Source organism: Aliiglaciecola sp. SL4, assembly GCF_041538045.1.
GTDB lineage: Bacteria > Pseudomonadota > Gammaproteobacteria > Enterobacterales > Alteromonadaceae > Aliiglaciecola.
Map to the genome: position 1 here is coordinate 48,069 of NZ_JBGOSE010000007.1, position 20,889 is coordinate 68,957.

Below are 20,889 nucleotides of genomic sequence, written 5' to 3' on the forward strand. Positions count from 1 at the left end.
TTGCCTTAAACGAAAGCTTCACTATGCTCAATTACGTTTTGAGCCTCTTCAATTAAAGTTGGTAGTCGCAGTTTTACAATACTCATTTCATCTAATTTTATTGCGGTTTCTAGTTCGTCGCATAAATCTAAAAGCATAGGTACACCGGTATACAAGCAAGCACCATGTAGTTTGTGTATAAGTTGTTTCAGGTTTTGTTTGTCCGTCAGTTTCCATGCGCTTTCTATTTGCGTGACGAGTTCAGGCAGTTCTTTAACAAACGCGTTTAACATATCCTTAGCAGCAGCTTCGTTTTGGTTTGCTATTTTTAAAGCCATTGTCCAATCCACTGCAGAATATTCCGTTGAAGTGTTATCAGTGTTACACCAACGTTTGATCAGTTCGATTAAATCTTCTAAATCTATTGGTTTAGGCAAGTAATCATCCATACCTGAAGCCAATAACCTTTCTTGCTCGTCTTTTAGCGCATGTGCCGTTACCGCGATTATTGGGGTGCCTACATTTAATTGGGTTTTGCGGATTAAGCGAGAAGCCTGCAAACCATCCATAACTGGCATTTGAACATCCATCAAAATAATATCAAACTCTTCCTCATTACATAAACTAACTGCCTCCTCACCACTATTGGCGAGACTTAATTCTAAATGTGAAGGGTTTAACCAAGTTCTCAGTAAACGTAAATTCATGTCCATATCATCAACAGCAAGAATTTTAATTTTAGGTAACTCAAGTAAGTTTTGTACCAATTGACTTTGATTTGACTCGCTGGAAGATTCATTCAGACTAACTAATTTACTCAGTGTTAAAGGTAAACGTAGTTCGGTGGGTTTGGTTATGTTTTGTCGCTCACCAAAAGAAATTCCTTCTCCAGAGTAGAGTATAACAAGGTTACTCATTTCACTTTTGGTTAACTGGTGCAGAATATCAGTGTGGCTGCTTAAATATCCTTCTGGGAGGCACGCAAATAGTGTATCCCAGTCTTTTTGGGCGGCAATAAACTCACCAATATTTTTGGTAACTGATACTTGCGCGCCTGTGTTTTCAAGCATCTTGGCTGCTGACTGAGTCGTCAATTCGTCGGTTTCTAGCAGTAGAACTTTTTTCTTTCCCCAGCCAATTCTACGTGCAAATTCATCAGATTTATTCAGAATGTTTATGCTAATAGTGACGCTAAAACAACTGCCTTTTCCCGGTTCGCTGGTTAAGGTGATTTTACCTCCCATCAAATGCACTAGTTGCTGACAAATCATCAAGCCTAAACCAGTACCTTGATAGGTTCGGCTGGTGGAGTCTTCTAGTTGTGAAAATGCGTTAAATAGTTTTTTACGATCGTCTTGGCTGATGCCTATCCCAGTGTCCTTAATATTAAAGTTAAGTTCGTACATATTGTGAGGAAGCATTTTACCTTTAACCAACAGGCTAATGTGACCACTAGGAGTAAATTTCAATGCATTGCCAAGCAAGTTAGTTAAGATCTGTTTAATTCGTTGGGCATCGCCTACTAGCTTTTGTGGCAATGGCGTTAATTCATAGATAAATTCCAACTTCTTATTGTGTGCAGACCTAGCCATCACACTCACCATCTCTTCGAGCATATCATTGGGGCAAAATGGTTGATTGTGCAACTCCAATTTCCCCGCCTCTATTTTCGAAACATCCAACACATCGTTGACGATATTTAGCAAGGTATCTGCTGCAGAGTTTATGATGCGCAAATGTTCTTGCTTATCAACAGGCAAGGGGGTATGAATAAGCTCTTTACTAAAACCTAAAATAGCATTCAGTGGGGTGCGGATCTCATGGCTCATATTGGCCAAAAACTGAGATTTTATGGTACTTGCGTTAATTGCATCTTTTCTGGCGATATCTAAACGGGCATTTTGCTCTTCAATAAATTCCATATTATTGCGCAAATCATTGGTGGCTTGTTGGATCTCACGTTCTAACTGATTATGGCTTTTATCCATCATCGCTATGGAAAATAAACCGGCTTGGACAAATAAACCTACGTGCAAGCAATAGGTTGTGAAGATATTAGTTGGCAGTATTCCAGTAATACTCGTCATACTCACTAGCGCACTTATAAATAGTATTAGCCATGCTGCTATAAAATATCGTGCGGCAATAAACTTGTTTTTATAACTTTCAAATCCTGCGAATAAAAAACTAAAGATTGCAAATAAGGTAACTAGATAAACAATGGCATTTTGCCATGCCGCTGGAAATAAACTAATTAACGAGCAAAACCCCATTGTAATTAGCATTCCAATATTAATTTTAATAAAGGGAGCGGTTTTATAAGCAGTTCTCTTCGCTTCTAAAAACGTGTATGTAAAGACGCCAGATGCGATACCCACAAAAACGAAAATCAAATCTGTATGACTGGTTAACCACAAAGTTGCCTCAAAAGGCAATAATAAAACTGAATGACCTCCCCACACAAATTGCCAAGTAATGACAGCTGCAATATAGCCCACAAAGGCTAATAAACTGTACTCTTTGTTAATCAAATATAGGACGAGGTTGTATAACGCTAAAATGATTAAACCACCATAGAACAACCCCCAAATTAGGTTATCCCAGAAAACCATTCGCATATATCTTTCATAAGGTTGAATATCTAACGGAGCTATAACTTGCATATTTTGAGATTCAATCCGAACGTAAAGATCGACTTTTTTAGCTAAAGGCAGTTTCACCTTAAAAGCAGGAAAACGACTAAATTGCTCACTCGATAGCTTGCCTTGTTTATTCGAGGCAATTAGTTTGTCACCATCAAATAAATAGAAATCGGCGCGGTCCATGTGAGCGAATCCGATATCAATTACCCACTCATCTAAGTCGCTTATTCGGTTTAAACTAGTGCGTAACCATACACCGCTTGTATGCATTCCATAATTGGGGTTAGTGGAAGAATGCCAAGAAAACTCATCTTTTCGTTCACGAACTTCGTCGATGGTTAGTTGAATATCGCTTTCCGCTAAAATTTTGACTTTGTCAGACAGGTGAGTGGTTTCATCAGTATTAATTAGCTGCAAAGTTGACTGTGCTAAGGCTGGTAATGCCATAAAAATTAGGAATAGCCCTAACAGTAAGCTTTTTAGCGAGTGCATGATGAGTTATTTTTTCCAAGTATTTGAAAAGTACAAATATCATTAAACCCTTTGGCATCGGGTTTTTCAATTTTAAAATTGTGAGTTTGTTTATTTAGCGGCTATTTTTAGATTGACTGAAGGATAAAGTTCGAGGGCAAAAGAAGTAAAGTATCTAGGTTATCTTCGTGTTCATCGTATTAGTCTAAATAGTTCGATTAAAAACAAAGAAAAATGCGTATAGTTAAGGTGCTGATCAGATTACACCACATAAGGATTTTTAGATGAAATATATACTAGGCGTGTTCACGCTGCTTTTTACTGTTTTGTATTCCAATTTGGGACACACGTTACCACTAGAGAAACTGATCTTGCCCGATGGATTTAAAATTGAGGTGTACGCTGAAGATGTAACCAATGCTCGGCAGATGGCTATGGGGCAGAGCGGTATTATTTATGTGGGCAGTCGCGGAGAAGGTAAAGTGCATGCCGTGGTGGACACTGACAAAGATGGCAAGGCTGATAAAGTTGTCGTGGTTGCTGAAAACTTAACTATGCCTACGGGTATTGCATATAAAGACGGTGATCTTTATGTAGCAGCCGTAAGCGAAGTTCTGAAATTCGAAAATATCGATGATGTGTATGCTAATTCACCGAAAGCAGAAGTTGTGATTAGTGGTTTGCCCACAGAAACGCATCATGGTTGGAAGTATATCGATTTTGGCCCTGATGGTTGGTTGTATGTGCCGGTAGGCGCGCCTTGTAATATTTGCCAAACAGTGGGCGACGATAAATTTGACGATCCCAGATTTGCCAGTATTTTAAAGTTTGACCTAGTCACTGGCGAAATGAAGTGGGTCGCTAAAGGTGTTAGAAATACCGTGGGTTTCGATTGGCAGCCTGACAGCAAGGAGTTGTGGTTTAGTGACAACGGGCGAGATTGGATGGGAGATGATATTCCACCTTGTGAGATTAACCGTGTCACTGCTGATAATCAGCATTTTGGTTATCCTTATATTCACGGTGGAGATATTATTGATCCAGAATTTGGTAGTGGTAAAAACCCTGATGATTACACTAAACCTGAACTTAAACTTGGTGCGCATGTTGCGCCATTAGGTGTGCACTTTTATCAAGGTAAACACTTCCCTGCCACTTATAATAAGTCACTATTTGTCGCCGAACATGGCTCTTGGAATCGGTCTGAAAAATCCGGTTATCGGGTTATGCGAGCAAATTTTGATGGCGCTGAAATTGGTTCTTATGAGACTTTTATTGAAGGATTTCTAAATTCGGATGATACAGTTTGGGGACGTCCCGTTGCTTTTTTAACTTTACCTGATGGTAGTATGTTGATATCCGATGATTTCGCTAATGTGATTTATAAGGTAACCTATCAAAAGTAGACAGTTTAAATGAGCTTTTGAACATCACATAAGCTACTCTGTTATTCAGTGATAAAGTTGCCCGAAAGGGCAGTGAAAAATAATAAAAAATACCGACCATGAATAGTGTGTTTATTCTGGTCGCATTGAAAATGGCCCGCACAAATATACTATGAGTGAAGATACAATTATCAATAAAGATGGCTCAGAGCAACTCGCACTGAGTCGTTTTACCGAAGATGCATATTTAAATTATTCAATGTACGTCATCATGGATCGCGCTTTGCCTCACATTGGTGATGGCCTAAAGCCGGTGCAACGACGAATTGTCTATGCCATGTCTGAATTAGGCTTGAGTGCTTCTGCTAAGTATAAAAAGTCAGCAAGAACCGTAGGGGATGTGTTAGGTAAATTTCACCCTCATGGTGACTCTGCATGTTATGAAGCTATGGTATTAATGGCGCAGCCTTTTTCCTATCGTTATCCGCTAGTCGATGGACAAGGAAATTGGGGGGCTCCCGATGATCCAAAATCCTTTGCTGCTATGCGTTATACGGAATCACGCTTATCCAAATTCAGTGAAGTATTACTTAGTGAACTCGGTCAAGGGACGGTTGATTGGCAACCTAACTTTGATGGCACTATGGATGAACCTAAGGTATTGCCTGCTCGTCTTCCGCATATTTTACTCAATGGTGTTACCGGCATTGCCGTGGGTATGGCCACTGATATTCCTCCTCATAATGTACGAGAGGTGGCAAATGCTTGTGCGCTCTTGCTAGATAATAGTAAAGCTGAATTGCAGGATGTTTTGGCCCATATTCAAGCACCTGATTATCCTACAGAAGCTGAAATTATCACGCCTAGAGAAGATATCGCTAAGCTTTACGAAACTGGGCGTGGCTCCATAAAAATGCGTGCAGTTTACCATGATGAAAGTGGTGATATCGTTATTACCGCATTGCCTCATCAAGCCTCAGGTGGAAAAATTCTCGAACAAATTGCGAATCAAATGCAGGCGAAAAAGCTGCCTATGGTGAGTGATTTACGGGACGAGTCTGATCACGAAAACCCTACACGCTTAGTTATCACACCGCGCTCAAATCGTGTGGATGTTGAGCAGTTAATGCAACACTTATTTGCCACTACAGATCTCGAAAAAAATTACCGCGTTAACATCAATATGATTGGCTTGGATGGACGTCCACAGGTCAAAGATTTACGCACTATTTTAAGTGAATGGTTAGTTTTCCGCAAAGATACTGTGGTTAGACGTTTGCAATATCGTCTCGATAAGGTTCTGGCTAGATTACATATTTTAGAAGGTTTATTGATTGCCTTTTTAAATATTGATGAAGTCATTCGTATTATTCGTTATGAAGATGAGCCTAAACAACAGCTAATTAAAACCTTTAACTTATCTGATAAACAAGCCGAAGCCATTTTAGAGCTTAAGTTACGTCATTTGGCGAAACTTGAAGAATTCAAAATTAAATCTGAACAAGAAGAGCTGGCTAAAGAGCGTGATGAACTACAATTATTATTAGGCTCAGATCGTCGTCTTAAAACACTAATTAAGAAAGAAATCCTCGCTGATGCTGAAAAGTACGGCGATGATAGACGCTCACCATTAGTGCAGCGAGAAGAAGCAAAAGCGCTGTCTGATAAAGAGCTAGTTCCATCTGAAGCAGTAACCGTTGTGTTATCTGACAAGGGATGGGCACGCTGTGCAAAAGGTCATGATGTGGATGTCGAAGGCTTAAGTTATAAAGCTGGAGATGTTTACCTTGCCAGCGCCAAAGGGCGCAGCAATCAGCAAGCTGTGTTCTTAGATAGTTCAGGGCGTACCTTTGCCTGTGATGCTCACACCTTACCTTCAGCACGAAGCCAAGGAGAGCCCCTCACCGGACGCTTCAGTGTTGTCGGCGGAGAAACCTTCCAGCATGTAATAATGGCTTCTGATGACCAGAGATACTTAATTTCATCCGACGCCGGATATGGTTTTGTCGGTAAATTTGCTGATATGGTTAGCAAAAATAAAGCGGGTAAGGCCTATATTTCGTTACCTGTAGGTGCAAAAGTAATTAAGCCGCAAACAGTGTCTAATATAGAAACTGATTGGTGTATGGCCATATCCAATGAAGGTCGAATGTTAATGTTTCCGTTGCGTGATCTACCTAGCTTAGGCAAAGGTAAAGGCAACAAAATTATTAATATTCCTTCTGCTAAAGCAAAAACCAGAGAAGAATATGTCACTGTTCTGACCGTAGTACCAGATGGTGCGAGCGTAAAAATTATTGCCGGTAAACGCAGTATGACGCTAACTTCCGCTGACCTAGTTCACTATCAAGGTGAAAGAGGTAGGAGAGGAAATAAACTTCCTCGTGGATTACAAAGGGTAGATAATGTTGAAGTTGAATTTGACGCTTCAGCCGCTGAATCCGAGTCAGAAAATCTCGGAGCTGAAGATAACAGTTAAGGTGAAAAGGAGACAGACATGCAAGAACCGCAAATGAATCCCGCCCCGAAATGGTTTTGGATTGTTGCTAGCATATTGTTACTTTGGAATTTGTTAGGTGTAATGGCTTTTATTCAGCAAGTAACAATGAGCCCCGAGCATATAAACTTGATGCCACCTGAAGAGCAGCGTTTGTATTTAGAGCAACCTTTCTGGGTGCTTTTGGCATTTGCCTTTGCTGTGTTTGGTGGAACCTTGGGGTGCCTTGCTTTGTTGGTTAAGAAGTCCTTCGCAAGAATCATTTTTTGGTTATCGTTTATTGGCGTATTGGTGCAAATGGCCCACTCCTTTTTTATATCAAACGCCTTAGACGTTTATGGGCCTGGCGCTGCAGTTATGCCCATTATGATACTGCTGGTTTCTGCCTTCTTAATTTGGTTATCCAGTAAAGCGATTGTCAAAGGTTGGATTGTATAACCCTTTCATTGGTGCGGTTGATTTTCTGTCACAAGTACAGATTTTTGACCGCAAATTGCATTTCTTTGTCGCCACTCCTAATATCAAATTAAGCTCTCATTCGCCTATGAGATGTAACGCCATCAAAAACGACAAAACAACTTATAAACTACTAGGATGTCTCAATTGAAACAGCACTTAGCCTCGTCGCTCAAGCAACACTTTGGTTTTGATGATTTTAGGCATGGTCAACTTCCTGTGATTGAGACTATATTGCAACAACACTCTTGCTTGGCCATATTCCCAACTGGCTCAGGAAAGTCTTTGTGTTATCAATTTAGTGCATTGCATTTACCACACTTAACCTTGGTAGTGTCACCATTACTGGCTTTGATGCAAGATCAATTGGATTTTTTACTGGCGCGCAATATTCCAGCTGCAAAAGTCGATTCAACCTTAAGTTATGCACAAAACCAGCAGGTGATGGAAGATGCCCGTAGTGGCGTGTTAAAGATATTAATGGTGTCTGTGGAGCGCTTTAAAAATGAACGGTTTCGGCAGTTTATTGAATCAGTAGATGTGTCTTTATTGGTGATAGACGAAGCCCATTGTATCTCAGAGTGGGGGCATAACTTTCGACCCGACTATTTAAAGTTACCCGCTTACCAAAAAGCATTGAATATACCACAGGTGCTTTTGCTCACCGCCACCGCCACGGCAAAGGTTAAGGAAGACATGGCGAAGAAGTTCGCAATTCAACCCCAGCATATTGTGCAAACCGGATTTTACCGAGAAAACTTAAACTTAAATGTTTTACATGCGCCAGAAGAGCAAAAAGCTGAAATATTAGTGGAGCAACTTAGCCATCTTGATGGTGCCGGAATTGTGTATGTTACTTTGCAAAAAGAAGCTGAAGAATTGGCATCATTATTACGACAGCAAGGTCACAATGCCGTACCTTATCATGCTGGTTTAAAAGACCAACAACGGCTATCCACCCAGCTACAATTTATGGCTGATGAGGTTGATATAGTGGTGGCCACTATTGCCTTTGGCATGGGCGTAGACAAGTCCAATATACGCTTTGTTATTCATTATGAATTACCCAAATCAATAGAAGCCTATAGCCAAGAGATTGGCCGGGCAGGGAGAGATGGTCTAGCCTCAGAATGCATTACTTTAGCCAATTTGAATAACTTGACTCGTCTGGAGAACTTTGTGTATGCCGATACACCAGAGCTAGCGAGTATTGCCAAAGTTATCCAAAATATTAAAGATCTTTCCAGTGTTTCTTCCAACCCAGAAACTCGGTGGGAAACTCAGTTAATCCCCTTATCTAACGAAACTAATGTTCGTCAATTACCCCTCAAAACCTTGTTGGTACAATTGGAATTGCGACAAGTCATTACCCCATTGTTTGGGTATTTTTCAGAAATTCGCTTTCGTTTTAATCAAGATACTTCGGCAATATTAGCGCGCTTTAATGGTGAAAGACGACAATTCTTAGAGGCCGTATTTGCTGCTAGCCCCTTGAAAAAAGTGTGGGCAACGCTGGATCAAGAAGGGCTACAAAGAGCTTACCCGCATCCCCGTAACCGTTTGGTAAGCGCGTTGGACTATTTGCATGGTCAAGAACTCATTGAGTTACAAAGCCAACGTCATACCGATGTGTTTAGTGTGGATGAGGAAAGGTTAGCGGCTAGTGATTTAATTGAGTCATTATATGCTTATTTTAAACAGCGGGAAGTCGCTGAAATTAAACGCATTGCTGAACTGGTGGACTTCTTTCAAAACAAACAGTGCCTTAGCCAAACATTAGCTAGCTATTTTGATGATACCAGCTTAAGCCATGCTTGTGGACATTGTAGTGTTTGTCTTGCTGGTGGTATTGATCTGCCTGAGGTGGTGGATGCTGCGCTACCTGATGAGCAGCAACTTCGAAACCTATATGCTGAGCTGTCTTATGTCTATACAGCCAAGTTCAATGAACCTGTATCTAACGTATTGTTTACACGTTTTTTGGCGGGCCTGACGAATCCTTATTTGACAAAAATAAAGGCCAGAAACCTCAATGGTTTTGGCCTTTGTCAGTCAATTCGCTATCAACAGTTATTGTCATTAGTCGATGCTATTTGTTAGCGCTTACTATCTTTATAATGACTTAAGATATATCGATTTTAAATACCTTGTTAGGATTTTTTGGCGTTAGTACTCTCGAAGATCTTATCCGCTGATGCGGCCACAAAACCTTGATATAGCTCACCATTGGGCAATTCGTATCTTTGCGCGAATTCATAGAAACAGCTAGGAATGACCTTACTGGTATCTGCAAACTTCACTGCAATATGATCCGCCATTGTCGAGGATTGCGCGAGGTAAACCTCGGGACCACCTTTAATTTCGCCACCAGAGGTGTTAAGTGTAAAACCAGTTTGTTTTAATAACTCGTTCACTTCACTTAATGTAGCTAAGTCTTGTAGGTGATTCACAGAGACAGTGAAATGGTTAGCTCGATAGCCCCATGCTGCCATCCAAGCAGCATATTCTGAAACTTCTAACAGTGTTTCATAGTCTGCGCTGGAAACTTGCCAATGGGGACCTGAATACAAAAAGTTGTCTTGTGTTACAGCATCTTCTGCAACCTGATTCACCATGTTACGAATGATGGTTTGTACCGGTTTGTCGAATTCGTTGACCAGTAGTTCACTGATGAATACTTTGGGTTGAGTACTTTCTGGGTGTTCAAAATGTTTTGCTTTGAGCTTTTTTTGCACAAAGTCATATTGGCCTTTTTCCACATAACCTAGGGCTAAAAAATGCGCTGCCAGCTTGTCTAAATTGACCCTGTCTATGTCGAAAGTACGAAATGCCACATGGTCATTTACTAACTCTGATTGTCCATTGTATTGGCCGAGCAATTCATGCACTTTTTGCGCAGAAGGTGTAATGTTTAAATAGTCTTGCCACAGATTTGCAAACAAAGTGTCAATGTCAGTATGCATAGTTGCCGCTTACCTCAATTAAGTAAAAGAGCCTGCAAAATTAACGTTTACAGGCGATGAATAATATTAAAGGGTTAAGCCGGGGCTTAAGGTTGCTGGCAAGGTAACTTGCTCTAATTCCACAGATGCAACTGGGAATGCACAATAATCGGCAGCGTAATAAGCACTGGCTCGATGGTTACCACTTTCACCAATACCGCCGAAGGGAGCGGCACTGCTTGCTCCGGTTATAGGTCGATTCCAATTGACTATTCCAGCACGAATGCGCTTGAAAAAGTGTTGGTAATCTTCTTCACTATCACCAATAAACCCGGCACTTAAACCAAACTTAGTGTTATTCGCAGCTTTAATTGCGTTGTCGAAATCGTCATATCGAATGACCTTCAACAGCGGTCCAAAATGCTCTTCATCGGGCATGTCGTTGTGAATTGTGGTTACATCGAGAATACCCGGTGTGACGAAACCTGTGGCAGTATCCGTGTGAGTTAGCCTAACCAACTCAGAGGCACCTAAATCAAGCAGTTGTTGCTGTGCATTCACCATAGCCGCTGCTGCATTAGCAGAGATCATCGCGCCCATGAAAGGTTGTACTTCAGCATCGTAATGGTCGACTTTGATGTTTTTCGTAACGGCTATGAGTTTTGCTAAAATAGCATCACCTTGTTCACCTGTTTGAATAAACAAACGACGAGCACAGGTGCAACGTTGCCCAGAGGTAACAAATGCCGATTGCACAATATCGTGGACAACCGCATCAATATCTTGGGCATCTTTTACGATAAGAGGGTTGTTACCACCCATTTCCAAAGCTAATATTTTGCCTGGATGCCCTGCAAATTGTTCATGTAAAATTTTGCCAGTTCGAGAACTACCGGTGAAAAACAGTCCATCAATTTCAGCGTGACTGGCAAGGGCTTTACCGGTTTCCACTTCACCTTGGACTAAATTCAACACCCCAGACGGTAACCCTGCTTGCTGCCAAAGTTTGACCATTTTCTGAGCCACTAATGGCGTCAAGTCACTGGGTTTGAATACGATGGTGTTACCGGCAATAAGTGCAGGAACAATATGACCATTGGGTAGGTGACCTGGGAAATTATAGGGGCCAAAAACAGCTACCACACCATGGGGTTTATGGCGAATAAAGGCTTTACCTACCGGCATTGAGTTTTCAACTGTACCGGTGCGGTCATGATAGGCTCGCTCCGATATTGCTATTTTGCCTACCATGGCGCCCACTTCTGTGGCCGTTTCCCATAAGGGTTTTCCGGTTTCTTGGGCGATGGTTAACGCTAAGTCTTGCTTGTTTTCAGTAAGAAGTTCTGCATAGCGTTTAACTATGTCTAAGCGCTTCTCAAGTGGTAAATCACTCCAACTTAAAAACGCCTTTCTAGCAGCTTTTATAGCTGTATCTATTTGTTTGGATGAAGCCGATTTGGCTTGCCAAATAATGGTGTTTTTAGCGGGATCAATTGATTGAATATCGTGACCTTCACCTAGGTGCCACTCACCTGCAATATAGTGGGCTTGTGTCGTCATACTTAATTCCTATGGCTGGGTTATTAAATTATTTTGGTTGGTGCAAAGCGAATTGGATCGTTCTCGCTGACCAAAAGTGCTGCCGCGCTTTGCGCAGAGATATAGGCAACGTTTTGCTCTTTATCCACATAGACTTCGGTGGATACGGCTCTGAAGTTTTTTACTTGGGTATTAATCACATAACACAACACACCTTCGGCCCCTTTTTGCTGATCAATCTTAATTGGCAGCTTACGACTGGCTTGGGCTGTTCGTATGTGTTGAAGATTCGCTTCTACAGTTGGGCCACCGTCAAAAATATCTACATATCCACGACTGATAAACCCTTCTTGTTGTAAAAGCTGTAGCGCTGGTCGCGTTTTTTCATGTACTTGACCAATAACAGCTTGGGCCGCTTTACTTAGTAAACTGACGTAAATGGGGTATTTAGGCATCAATTCTGCAATAAACACTTTATCGCCTATGCCGGTTAAATAGTCCGCTGTAGGAAAGTCCATTGAAAAGAAATGCTCTTCAAGCCACTGCCAAAAGGGAGAGGTCCCGTTTTCGTCACTCACGCCACGCATTTCAGCAATCACAGTTTCCGAAAATCGTGTCTGATGTTCCAACATAAACAAAAATCGAAACTTAGAAAGTAAACGACCATTGCTACCTTGTCGCGCATTTTCTTTAAGGAACAACGTACATATTTCAGACACGCCCGTGTAATCGTTACATAAGGTCAAAATGTCCACAGTATTATGAATTTTAAGCTCGCGAGAGGCATGTACCACTTTGCCACAATGGTAGTGATAGAAAGAGTCTTCTAACCCCACTGTTGCTGCAATACCACTAGTACCAACAACCTCATGACTGTCAGTATCTTCCATAACAAATAAATAGCTTTGATTGGCTGGCTTATCAACCTGCTCCTTAAAAGCAATTTCAGATTGTTCTATTTTACGTCGTAATAAAGCTTCGTTAACAGGCAATGATGTAAAACCAATGCCTGATTCAACTGCAATATTGTACAACTCATCATAATCACTTAACGCAATAGGACGGATCACTTTCATAATGGTGTACTCACTTTACTGTTTGCGTCTTAGCTTAGCTATTTACAACATGCTCAATGGCGCGCTCAAACCGAGCTAGACCCTCTGCAATATCTTCATCAGGTATCACCAAAGAAGGAGCAAAACGCACAACATTAGCACCGGCAACTAAACACATCATATTGTTTGCAGCAGAAGCAACTAGGAAGTCTCTTGCTTTGCCCTGATATTGTTCAGTCAAAGCGCAACCTATCAATAAGCCCTCGCCACGTATTTCGCTAAACACGTTGAATTTTTGATTAATTTTTTCTAGACCATTACGGAATAATTGTTCTTTACGCTTAACGTCCTGCAAAACCGCTGGCGTATTAACAATATCCAACACTTTTTCGGCAACGGCACATGCCAATGGGTTACCACCATAAGTACTACCGTGGGTTCCTACTTTTAAACTCGCAGCTATTTCGCTGGTTGTTAACATGGCTCCGATTGGGAAACCACCGCCTAGGGCTTTTGCTGTGGTAAGGATGTCAGGAATGACATTAAGACCCATATAAGCGTATAAATTGCCTGTGCGTCCTACTCCTGACTGTACTTCATCAAAAATAAGTAATGCATTGTGTTCAGAACATAATGCTCGTACACCTTTTGCAAACTCTTGGCTTGAGCTGATTACGCCACCTTCGCCTTGAAGAGGTTCCATAATTACTGCACAAGTTTTGTCTGAAATAATGTCTTTAAGGGCATCAAGATTATTGAAGTCTACGTGCTGAACGGCGCCAGGCTTCGGACCAAAACCATCGGAATAGGCTGATTGGCCACCCACAGTTACGGTGAAAAATGTCCGTCCGTGAAAACCTTGGTTAAATGCGATGATTTGATTTTTTTCTTCGCCGAAATGCTCTAGTGCATACCGTCGAGCTAATTTAAGTGCTGCTTCATTGGCTTCTGCGCCTGAGTTTGCAAAGTAAACTTTATCTGCGAAGGTCGCATGAGTTAACTTTTTACCTAAACGCAGAGCTGGCTCATTGGTAAATACGTTGCTTAGGTGCCACAACTTCTCACCTTGTTCTTTCAAGGTTGCTACCAAATCAGGATGGCAATGACCTAATACGTTCACAGCGATACCACCGGCAAAGTCTATGTACTCTTTTCCTTCCTGATCCCATACTCGTGATCCCTGGCCTTTAACAGGAACTATTGCTGCTGGGTTGTAATTAGGAACCATAACTTCGTCAAACGTTGCGCGTGTTACTTGCATTCTTTACCTCACTTAAAATTCTGGACGTATATTTTCACTCGTGATTTATACTGTATTGGCAATCAAATAATCTTGCCTAACGACCAATTTGGACTGCGCATTGTGTCAGATTTAAATCAATCTGTCTCTAGGTGAAACGCCGAAAACCCTTAAATTTAAAGGCGTGCGGCTAATTTTGCAGGAATAGTGAATAACTATTTATGCTAAGGAAACCTCTCTAGCTTGTTGAAAGTGTGCTACGCCTTGCAGGGCTGTTAATGTGGCAAAAAGTCTATGGATGGCTGCTTTTGAGGCTTAGCAATTTAATTAAATTATGCTAACAATGAAATTAGGTTTGCTTATCTTTACAGAGTGACACTATCAAGGACGTTTATTCTAGAAATAAAATCGTGTGCATGATTATGTAAAAAAAAATTTAACAATTTCGGGTAGAATTAAATTAGGAACCCAAAGTTGCTTATTTATCATCCAAAATGATGTCAAAATCTCGTAAGTTGGTCAGCTTCAATTCAGCCAATGCCCCTTTAGGAAGATAAAATTGGCGTAAATACACTTTTGCTTCCTCTAACGAAATCAATTTATTCGCTTTAAGTGTCCGGTATCGATTGTAAGCTTCACCCTGAACCAGTACTTTCCCCATAGGTGACATGTCAGCTATTTCTTTGTTACTCGCAAATTCTTGCATTGCTTCCACAAAAGCGAGTCGTTTGAAGGGCATTTGCGATAGCAGCTCAGTACTTAAAATGTACCCATACTTCTTTATCGCCTCTAACAGAAACGTTTCAGAAAGTACTACTTCTCCTAACGCAAAATGTTCATCAGGTTTACCTTCATTCTGGGCTTCGACTAGGGCTTCTCTGTGCACTTGATCAAAAAATTTGAAAAATAAACGCACTATTACAATCTTTCCAAAATCATGAAATAGCCCTAATAAAAAAGCATTATAACTATCTAATTTATTGACTTGAGCTAACTTTTTACATGACATCGCAGTGCCTATGGAGGCATCCATGAGTTGTACTTTGATTTTAGGGAATGGGTCGGTAATTTGCGGCAAACAACGTCTATATGCAATAGAGGGAATCAGCATTTTGATGTTTTCCACACCTAAATAACTTAATGCCGTTTTTAAACTTTCAACCACTACTACTTTACCATTTGAGTCGACTCTACGATATTTGGGGCTGTTGATGAGCCTTATCAGTTCATCATAAAGCCATGGCATACCTGCAGCTATAGGTTCAATTTTACTAATTGAGGTCGCTCTAGTGGCCAGAGCATCAAGTAAAGTCGGGAGGTTTTGGTCGAAGCCTAAAGCTTCGTTAAAAAGCTTTTGTGTGTCTTCAAGTTGAGCCTCTATGCGCTTAATCACCTCATTGTGGATCTTGTTTTGGATATGTTGTACATAGTTTGAATGAGTGAGTCTATTTAGTTCTTTGTCATACCTAGCCTGTTTTTCAACTTCTAACAAAGTGCGTTTAGTCTCTTTTTTAGCGACTAATTCAACAGCATTTGATTCACTAATTAACCCCATGTGCTGTTGAGCTAACTGTAGACTTATGGTTAAGTAATCAAAGCGTAAATTGATTTCGTTTTTCAGTGCTAAAAGTTCGCTCATTGATTTTTCTTAGTGCCTTTGAATATTATTTATGGGGAGTATTATTAGCTTGTGGCTCTCATTGAGCTAAAAAGCACCTTGGTTTTTGTTTAACCACCACTTATCGGCAATACTAACAAAATTCCATAGTAATTTATGCCCTACAATAGTTAAAAGTGATTCTGGATGGAATTGCACTCCCATCAACGGCCAGCTAGTATGTTCAATCGCCATGGGTTCAAAATTGCTAAACTCTTCACACCAAGCTGTTATGCGCAATTCTTTAGGTAAAGAATCAGAGTTAAGTATCAGCGAATGATAACGAGTTGCAATAAATGGGTCCTCGATACTCTCAAACAGTGGACTTTGATTATGGCGGATGCTTGAAGTTTTACCATGCATAATGTGTTCAGCCACTTCCACTTTTGCACCAAATACTTGCCCGATTGCTTGATGACCTAAACACACACCGAAGATAGGGATCTTGCCCGCAAACCTCTGGATTGCTGTTAAGGTCACGCCCGCTTCATTAGGGGTACAAGGACCAGGAGAAAAAACCAAATATTTTGGCGCTAGCTGTGCAATCTGCGCGCAGTTTATTTGGTCATTTCTCACTACCTGTACTTCTACGTTCAATTCTCGAAAGTAACGTGCAAGATTGTGAGTAAATGAGTCATAATTATCGATCAACAATAGCATGACAATTTACTTTCCTAAAACGGTTATCCGCCACTACATTACTTTCAACAAATGACTTTTTGAAAAGCTCTGTGCTTATGGTTTTGGAATAAACCCAACTGACTTATACACTTTTTCAATCATTACCGAGGCGCGAGAACTGGCTTTTTCAGCTCCCTCTTTCATGACGCTATTCAAATAAGTTTGGTCTGCACGAATTTCGTGAAACCTAGCTTGAATTGGGTCTAATAAAGCGACAACCGCATCAGCCACGTCACCTTTCAAATGACCATACATTTTGTCTTCGTATTCAGGCACTAAGCTATCGACACTTTTACCAGTAGCACAAGATAACAATGATAATAAATTCGAAACCCCAGGCTTTTCCTGTTTGTCAAAGTAAATACGAGCCTGCTCATCTGAATCAGTTACAGCACGCTTTATCTTCTTACTAATCTTTTTAGTGTCTTCTAGTAAACCAACGAAGTTGTTTGGATTCGAGTCTGATTTTGACATCTTGCTAGTCGGATCCTGAAGGCTCATTATGCGTGCACCAAATTCCGGAATAAAGGGTTCTGGAATAGTAAACACGTCGCCATATAAATTATTGAAGCGAGTGGCAACATCACGAGTTAATTCGAGGTGTTGTTTTTGATCATCGCCTACAGGCACTTTATTGGGTTGGTACAACAAGATATCGGCAGCCATGAGGGCAGGGTACGTTAATAGACCAGCATTCACGTTAGCGACATTTTTTGCTGATTTATCTTTGAATTGAGTCATTCGGTTCAATTCACCCATTTGTGTATAACAGTTAAGCACCCATGCTAACTGAGCATGCTCGGGAACATGAGACTGCATGAAAATAGTGCTTTGACTAGGATCAATACCACAAGCTAAATACAAGGATAAACCATCTAAGCATGCGTCGTAGAGGGCGGTAGGGTCTTGACGAACGGTAATAGCATGCATGTCTACGATCATGTAAAGACAATCATTGTCCTGTTGCATGCCCACCCATTGGCGCAATGCGCCCATATAATTACCTATAGTCAGCTGCCCTGATGGCTGACAGCCACTTAATACAATTGGTTTACTCATAGTATAAATTAATCTTCTTAAAAATTAGAAACAGGCTTAAGCCATGTTTACTTTACTTAATTCTGCACGCATTTGGTCTATAACCTGTTTGTAATCTGGCTGGTTAAATATAGCTGACCCAGCTACAAAGGTATCAGCCCCTGCTTCAGCAATGCTGCGAATATTATCGACTTTTACGCCACCGTCAATTTGAATTCTAATTTGTTTACCCGATGCCTGTACCCTCTGCTTAACAGCTCTGATTTTTTCTAAGGTTTGAGGGATAAATTTTTGTCCTCCAAATCCAGGGTTTACAGACATCATCAAGATAAAGTCGAGTTTATCGATAATGTGGTCGAGACAATTAAGTGGTGTGGCAGGGTTGAGCACTAAACCAACTTCACAGCCACTTTCTATGACTAACTGCACACTTCTATCTAAATGTTTGGTTGCCTCAGGATGGAAGCTGATGCGATGCGCCCCTGCTTTAGCAAAATCTTCAATCATTTGATCTACCGGCTCTACCATTAGATGCACATCAATGGGTTTGGTTACGCCGTGCTTTACCAATGACTCGCAAACTAACGGGCCTACCGTTAGGTTTGGAACGTAATGGTTATCCATTACGTCGAAATGCACTAAATCTGCACCTGCTTCTATCACTTTGTCCACTTCATTTCCTAAACAAGCAAAATTAGCGGAAAGGATAGATGGAGCAATTAAAAAAGGGCTCATGAACTTCTCCAAAATAATTTGCCGATAGTGTAAAGAAAAACGGTTAATGAAAAAAGCGCTAGCCACTTTTAAACCAAGCACCAGATTGGTGCTTGAGAACCAATCTGGTGCTTCATTATCCCTAAATAGAGGAGCTCTACATAAGATTTATTTATCCCTTATTAAATTTTATTAATAAGAAACAAAGAGTTACGTTCTTGTAGAGATAATGTAAATAAGCGGCATTAGAATTGCCTTATCTATGCCAGCAACAAAATAAAATAATAATAATAATACAAATTAAAACATTGAAAATAATATAAATTTCGGAGAACACATATGAAAACGTTGAAATTGACCGCATTGGCTGTCGCTGTACTTTCTGCAAGCAGTTTTAGTTCCATAGCCCAAGCTGAAATATCAGCTAATTTTGGCGCTACCAGTAACTATTTATGGCGTGGTGTAACACAAAGCGCTAATGACGTATCCGTTTCTGGTGGTATTGACTACTCAAACGATAGCGGTTTTTACGCAGGTACTTGGGTAGGGTCAATTGACTGGGGTGTAGATGGTACAGAAAACGATTTCTACCTAGGTTACGGCGGCGAGTCTGGTGATTTTGGTTATGATGTTGGTTACATATACTATATGTACCCAGCTACAGGTTATGAAGACTCAGATTTCGGCGAAATCTATTTCAACGGTACATTTAAAGCCTTTTCTTTTGGTGTCGCTTACACAATCAACAGCCAAGCTGATGATGATGCACCTTTTGGTACGGGCGATCTTTACTACAGCGTAGGTTACGGTGTGGACCTTCCTAATGAGTTTGGTCTTGGCCTAACTTACGGATATTATGACTTTGATAGTGATGATGCTGTTTATGGTGACGTTGACTACGGCCACTTCCAAATTGATCTGTCTAAAGGTGATTTCACCTTGAGCGTATCTAAAGCGGATGATGAATCAGGTGATGACGATACTAAATTCGTTGTTAGCTGGGGTACATCGTTCTAATAATACGATAATTTGAAACGCCTAAAAAGCCAACTTTTCAGTTGGCTTTTTTGCTTTCTTGGGGAGATAAAAGGGGGGCTAAAACCTAATCTTGTGTGGCTAAAACCTGCTTAATATTCGACAAATGACAGAATATTAAGATAAAAGTTAGTTGTTCATTTTATCAACACACGTATAATAGGCTAATTGGATTCAATACTGAGGTGGTCAGATGAACAGAAAGCTGAAAGTCTTTTCGTCAGTTGGGGCAGTTATGTTCAGCATGGTTTTTGTGCTGCAAACACAATCTTCTGGTGTCGATGATTTCTGTCAAAACATTGATGTTGTTGAATTTAATTCAAACTTACCAATTACACACCCAATTAATCGATGCGCTTCAAATCATCAGAACAGTGTTAGCTGGACTGATTGGTTTTCTGGGCGTTCTGGCTATAAATTTCATTATTTAGATTTGCTAGAATTACTATCTAGAGCCGCCGATAACCGCTCTAACGTTCAGTCGGACTCTCAGTAATTGTCAGATTCAAAGCAAAATAATAGTTTGTGGGGCGTCTTTAAAAGCGTTGCTGCTAGTGTGTTTGGTGTGCAATCTCATCAAAATTATGAGAGTGACTTTCAGCAGAAATCATTTGTGCCTTTTTTACTCGTTGGTATTGTCTTTGTTATTGCGTTAATACTTGGCTTGGTTGCTGTGGTCAATATTGCATTAAACTAGCAAAACTATCTCACTTCTCCCCCGTCTGAGCTTAGGTATATAAGGCCAGAAGTTCGCCCACTTTTACTCGTTTATCACCTTTTTGACTGATGGTCCGTTTTACCATCAAGCTGGTAATATCTGCCTGTGAATAAATATCACGGGTGAAAGGGGTATCGTGATTACTGATTAACACACTCACCGATTTTTTCGTTGCATTATGATTGGCTAATTTGGCGAGCATGAGTTGTTCGTCTAATGAAAAGCCATTCTTAGAATATTGAGTGAAATTAGCGGTTAAACTGATAGGTGCGTAAGGCGGATCACTATATATAACGTTACCTGCTCTAGCCCGCGCAAAACTATGTTGGAATGGTTCACAGGTAAAAGTCGCTTTCTGTGATTTTTCTGCAAAATAAAGCAGCTCTTTTTTAGGAAAGTAAGGGGCCTTATATCGACCAAAAGGCACATTAAACCCACCCGACAGGTTATATCGACAAAGTCCGTTGTAACCATGTCTATTCAAATACAAAAATAAAATAGATTTGAAGAAAAGGTCATCTGATTGATTAAATTCTTTGCGAAGCTCGTAGAATCTTTTCTCCTGATTATTCGAGGGACTAAAAAGCTTCTCTGATTCCTGAATAAAATAGTCTGCTTGGGTTTTAACAATAGAGTAAAGATTGATGAGATCTGGGTTGATATCATTCAATACATATTGAGGGTATTCGGTGTTCAAGAAAACAGAGCCGGCACCCACAAATGGTTCGATCAATTTGTTACCTTCAGGTAAGCGTTGGCAAATTTCTTCGATCAGTCCGTATTTACCGCCTGCCCATTTCAGAAATGCCCGATTTTTGTTTTTCTTCATGTCCGCATTTT

At 40.6% G+C, this 20,889-nt stretch carries 17 protein-coding genes; 7 read left to right on the top strand and 10 right to left on the bottom strand.

Features of this window, described 5'->3' with window-relative positions:
* Positions 1-5: 5 nt before the first annotated feature.
* Entirely contained in the window at positions 6-3,068 is a 3,063-nt protein-coding gene (locus tag AB6T38_RS11775) for a 7TM diverse intracellular signaling domain-containing protein (protein WP_372547502.1), read from the bottom strand.
* 308 nt (positions 3,069-3,376) lie between these two features.
* Here AB6T38_RS11775 and AB6T38_RS11780 point away from each other — a divergent pair, with 308 nt between their 5' ends.
* The 4 genes from AB6T38_RS11780 (at position 3,377) to AB6T38_RS11795 (ending at position 9,530) form a co-directional block, all read left to right on the top strand.
* Positions 3,377-4,498 carry a sorbosone dehydrogenase family protein gene (locus AB6T38_RS11780; protein ID WP_372547503.1) on the top strand — a complete coding sequence of 374 codons (1,122 nt, stop codon included), beginning with the start codon at positions 3,377-3,379 and terminating at the stop codon, positions 4,496-4,498.
* A 151-nt stretch (positions 4,499-4,649) separates the two neighbouring features.
* A complete protein-coding gene (gene parC / locus AB6T38_RS11785; protein WP_372547504.1) occupies positions 4,650-6,956 on the top strand; it encodes a DNA topoisomerase IV subunit A in 2,307 nt (768 codons plus the stop codon).
* Between the two features lie 18 nt (positions 6,957-6,974).
* On the top strand, positions 6,975-7,412 hold the full coding sequence (locus AB6T38_RS11790; RefSeq protein ID WP_372547505.1) for a hypothetical protein: 438 nt from the start codon (positions 6,975-6,977) through the stop codon (positions 7,410-7,412).
* 156 nt (positions 7,413-7,568) lie between these two features.
* Positions 7,569-9,530, top strand: coding sequence for an ATP-dependent DNA helicase RecQ (locus AB6T38_RS11795; protein ID WP_372547506.1), 1,962 nt, complete (start codon positions 7,569-7,571; stop codon positions 9,528-9,530).
* 50 nt (positions 9,531-9,580) lie between these two features.
* Here AB6T38_RS11795 and AB6T38_RS11800 read toward each other — a convergent pair whose 3' ends face one another.
* From AB6T38_RS11800 to rpe, 8 genes are all read right to left on the bottom strand, one after another.
* A complete protein-coding gene (locus AB6T38_RS11800) occupies positions 9,581-10,393 on the bottom strand; it encodes a DUF1338 domain-containing protein (protein WP_372547507.1) in 813 nt (270 codons plus the stop codon).
* Between the two features lie 66 nt (positions 10,394-10,459).
* The gene (astD, locus tag AB6T38_RS11805; protein ID WP_372547508.1) at positions 10,460-11,932 is read right to left on the bottom strand and encodes a succinylglutamate-semialdehyde dehydrogenase; all 1,473 of its coding nucleotides are present in this window, start codon (positions 11,930-11,932) and stop codon (positions 10,460-10,462) included.
* A gap of 23 nt (positions 11,933-11,955) precedes the next feature.
* Positions 11,956-12,987 carry an arginine N-succinyltransferase gene (gene astA / locus AB6T38_RS11810; protein WP_372547509.1) on the bottom strand — a complete coding sequence of 344 codons (1,032 nt, stop codon included), beginning with the start codon at positions 12,985-12,987 and terminating at the stop codon, positions 11,956-11,958.
* Positions 12,988-13,021: 34 nt separating this feature from the next.
* Positions 13,022-14,227, bottom strand: coding sequence for an aspartate aminotransferase family protein (locus tag AB6T38_RS11815; protein WP_372547510.1), 1,206 nt, complete (start codon positions 14,225-14,227; stop codon positions 13,022-13,024).
* Between the two features lie 457 nt (positions 14,228-14,684).
* The gene (locus tag AB6T38_RS11820; RefSeq protein WP_372547511.1) at positions 14,685-15,845 is read right to left on the bottom strand and encodes an HDOD domain-containing protein; all 1,161 of its coding nucleotides are present in this window, start codon (positions 15,843-15,845) and stop codon (positions 14,685-14,687) included.
* Positions 15,846-15,911: 66 nt separating this feature from the next.
* On the bottom strand, positions 15,912-16,523 hold the full coding sequence (locus tag AB6T38_RS11825) for an aminodeoxychorismate/anthranilate synthase component II (protein WP_372547513.1): 612 nt from the start codon (positions 16,521-16,523) through the stop codon (positions 15,912-15,914).
* Positions 16,524-16,598: 75 nt separating this feature from the next.
* Positions 16,599-17,603, bottom strand: coding sequence for a tryptophan--tRNA ligase (trpS, locus tag AB6T38_RS11830; protein WP_372547514.1), 1,005 nt, complete (start codon positions 17,601-17,603; stop codon positions 16,599-16,601).
* A 36-nt stretch (positions 17,604-17,639) separates the two neighbouring features.
* Entirely contained in the window at positions 17,640-18,317 is a 678-nt protein-coding gene (rpe, locus tag AB6T38_RS11835) for a ribulose-phosphate 3-epimerase (protein WP_348491499.1), read from the bottom strand.
* 318 nt (positions 18,318-18,635) lie between these two features.
* Between rpe and AB6T38_RS11840 the strand changes: the two genes are divergently transcribed.
* The 3 genes from AB6T38_RS11840 (at position 18,636) to AB6T38_RS11850 (ending at position 20,028) form a co-directional block, all read left to right on the top strand.
* Positions 18,636-19,313, top strand: coding sequence for a TorF family putative porin (locus AB6T38_RS11840; RefSeq protein ID WP_372547515.1), 678 nt, complete (start codon positions 18,636-18,638; stop codon positions 19,311-19,313).
* Positions 19,314-19,524: 211 nt separating this feature from the next.
* Positions 19,525-19,827: a hypothetical protein gene (locus AB6T38_RS11845; RefSeq protein WP_372547516.1), complete on the top strand. Its 303-nt coding sequence runs from the start codon at positions 19,525-19,527 to the stop codon at positions 19,825-19,827.
* Complete coding sequence (locus tag AB6T38_RS11850) at positions 19,828-20,028, top strand: DUF2970 domain-containing protein (protein ID WP_372547517.1); 201 nt, start codon at positions 19,828-19,830, stop codon at positions 20,026-20,028.
* A 31-nt stretch (positions 20,029-20,059) separates the two neighbouring features.
* On the opposite strand, the gene AB6T38_RS11855 is transcribed toward AB6T38_RS11850, so the two are convergent.
* The gene (locus AB6T38_RS11855; protein ID WP_372547519.1) at positions 20,060-20,878 is read right to left on the bottom strand and encodes a Dam family site-specific DNA-(adenine-N6)-methyltransferase; all 819 of its coding nucleotides are present in this window, start codon (positions 20,876-20,878) and stop codon (positions 20,060-20,062) included.
* Between the last annotated feature and the right edge of the window lie 11 nt (positions 20,879-20,889).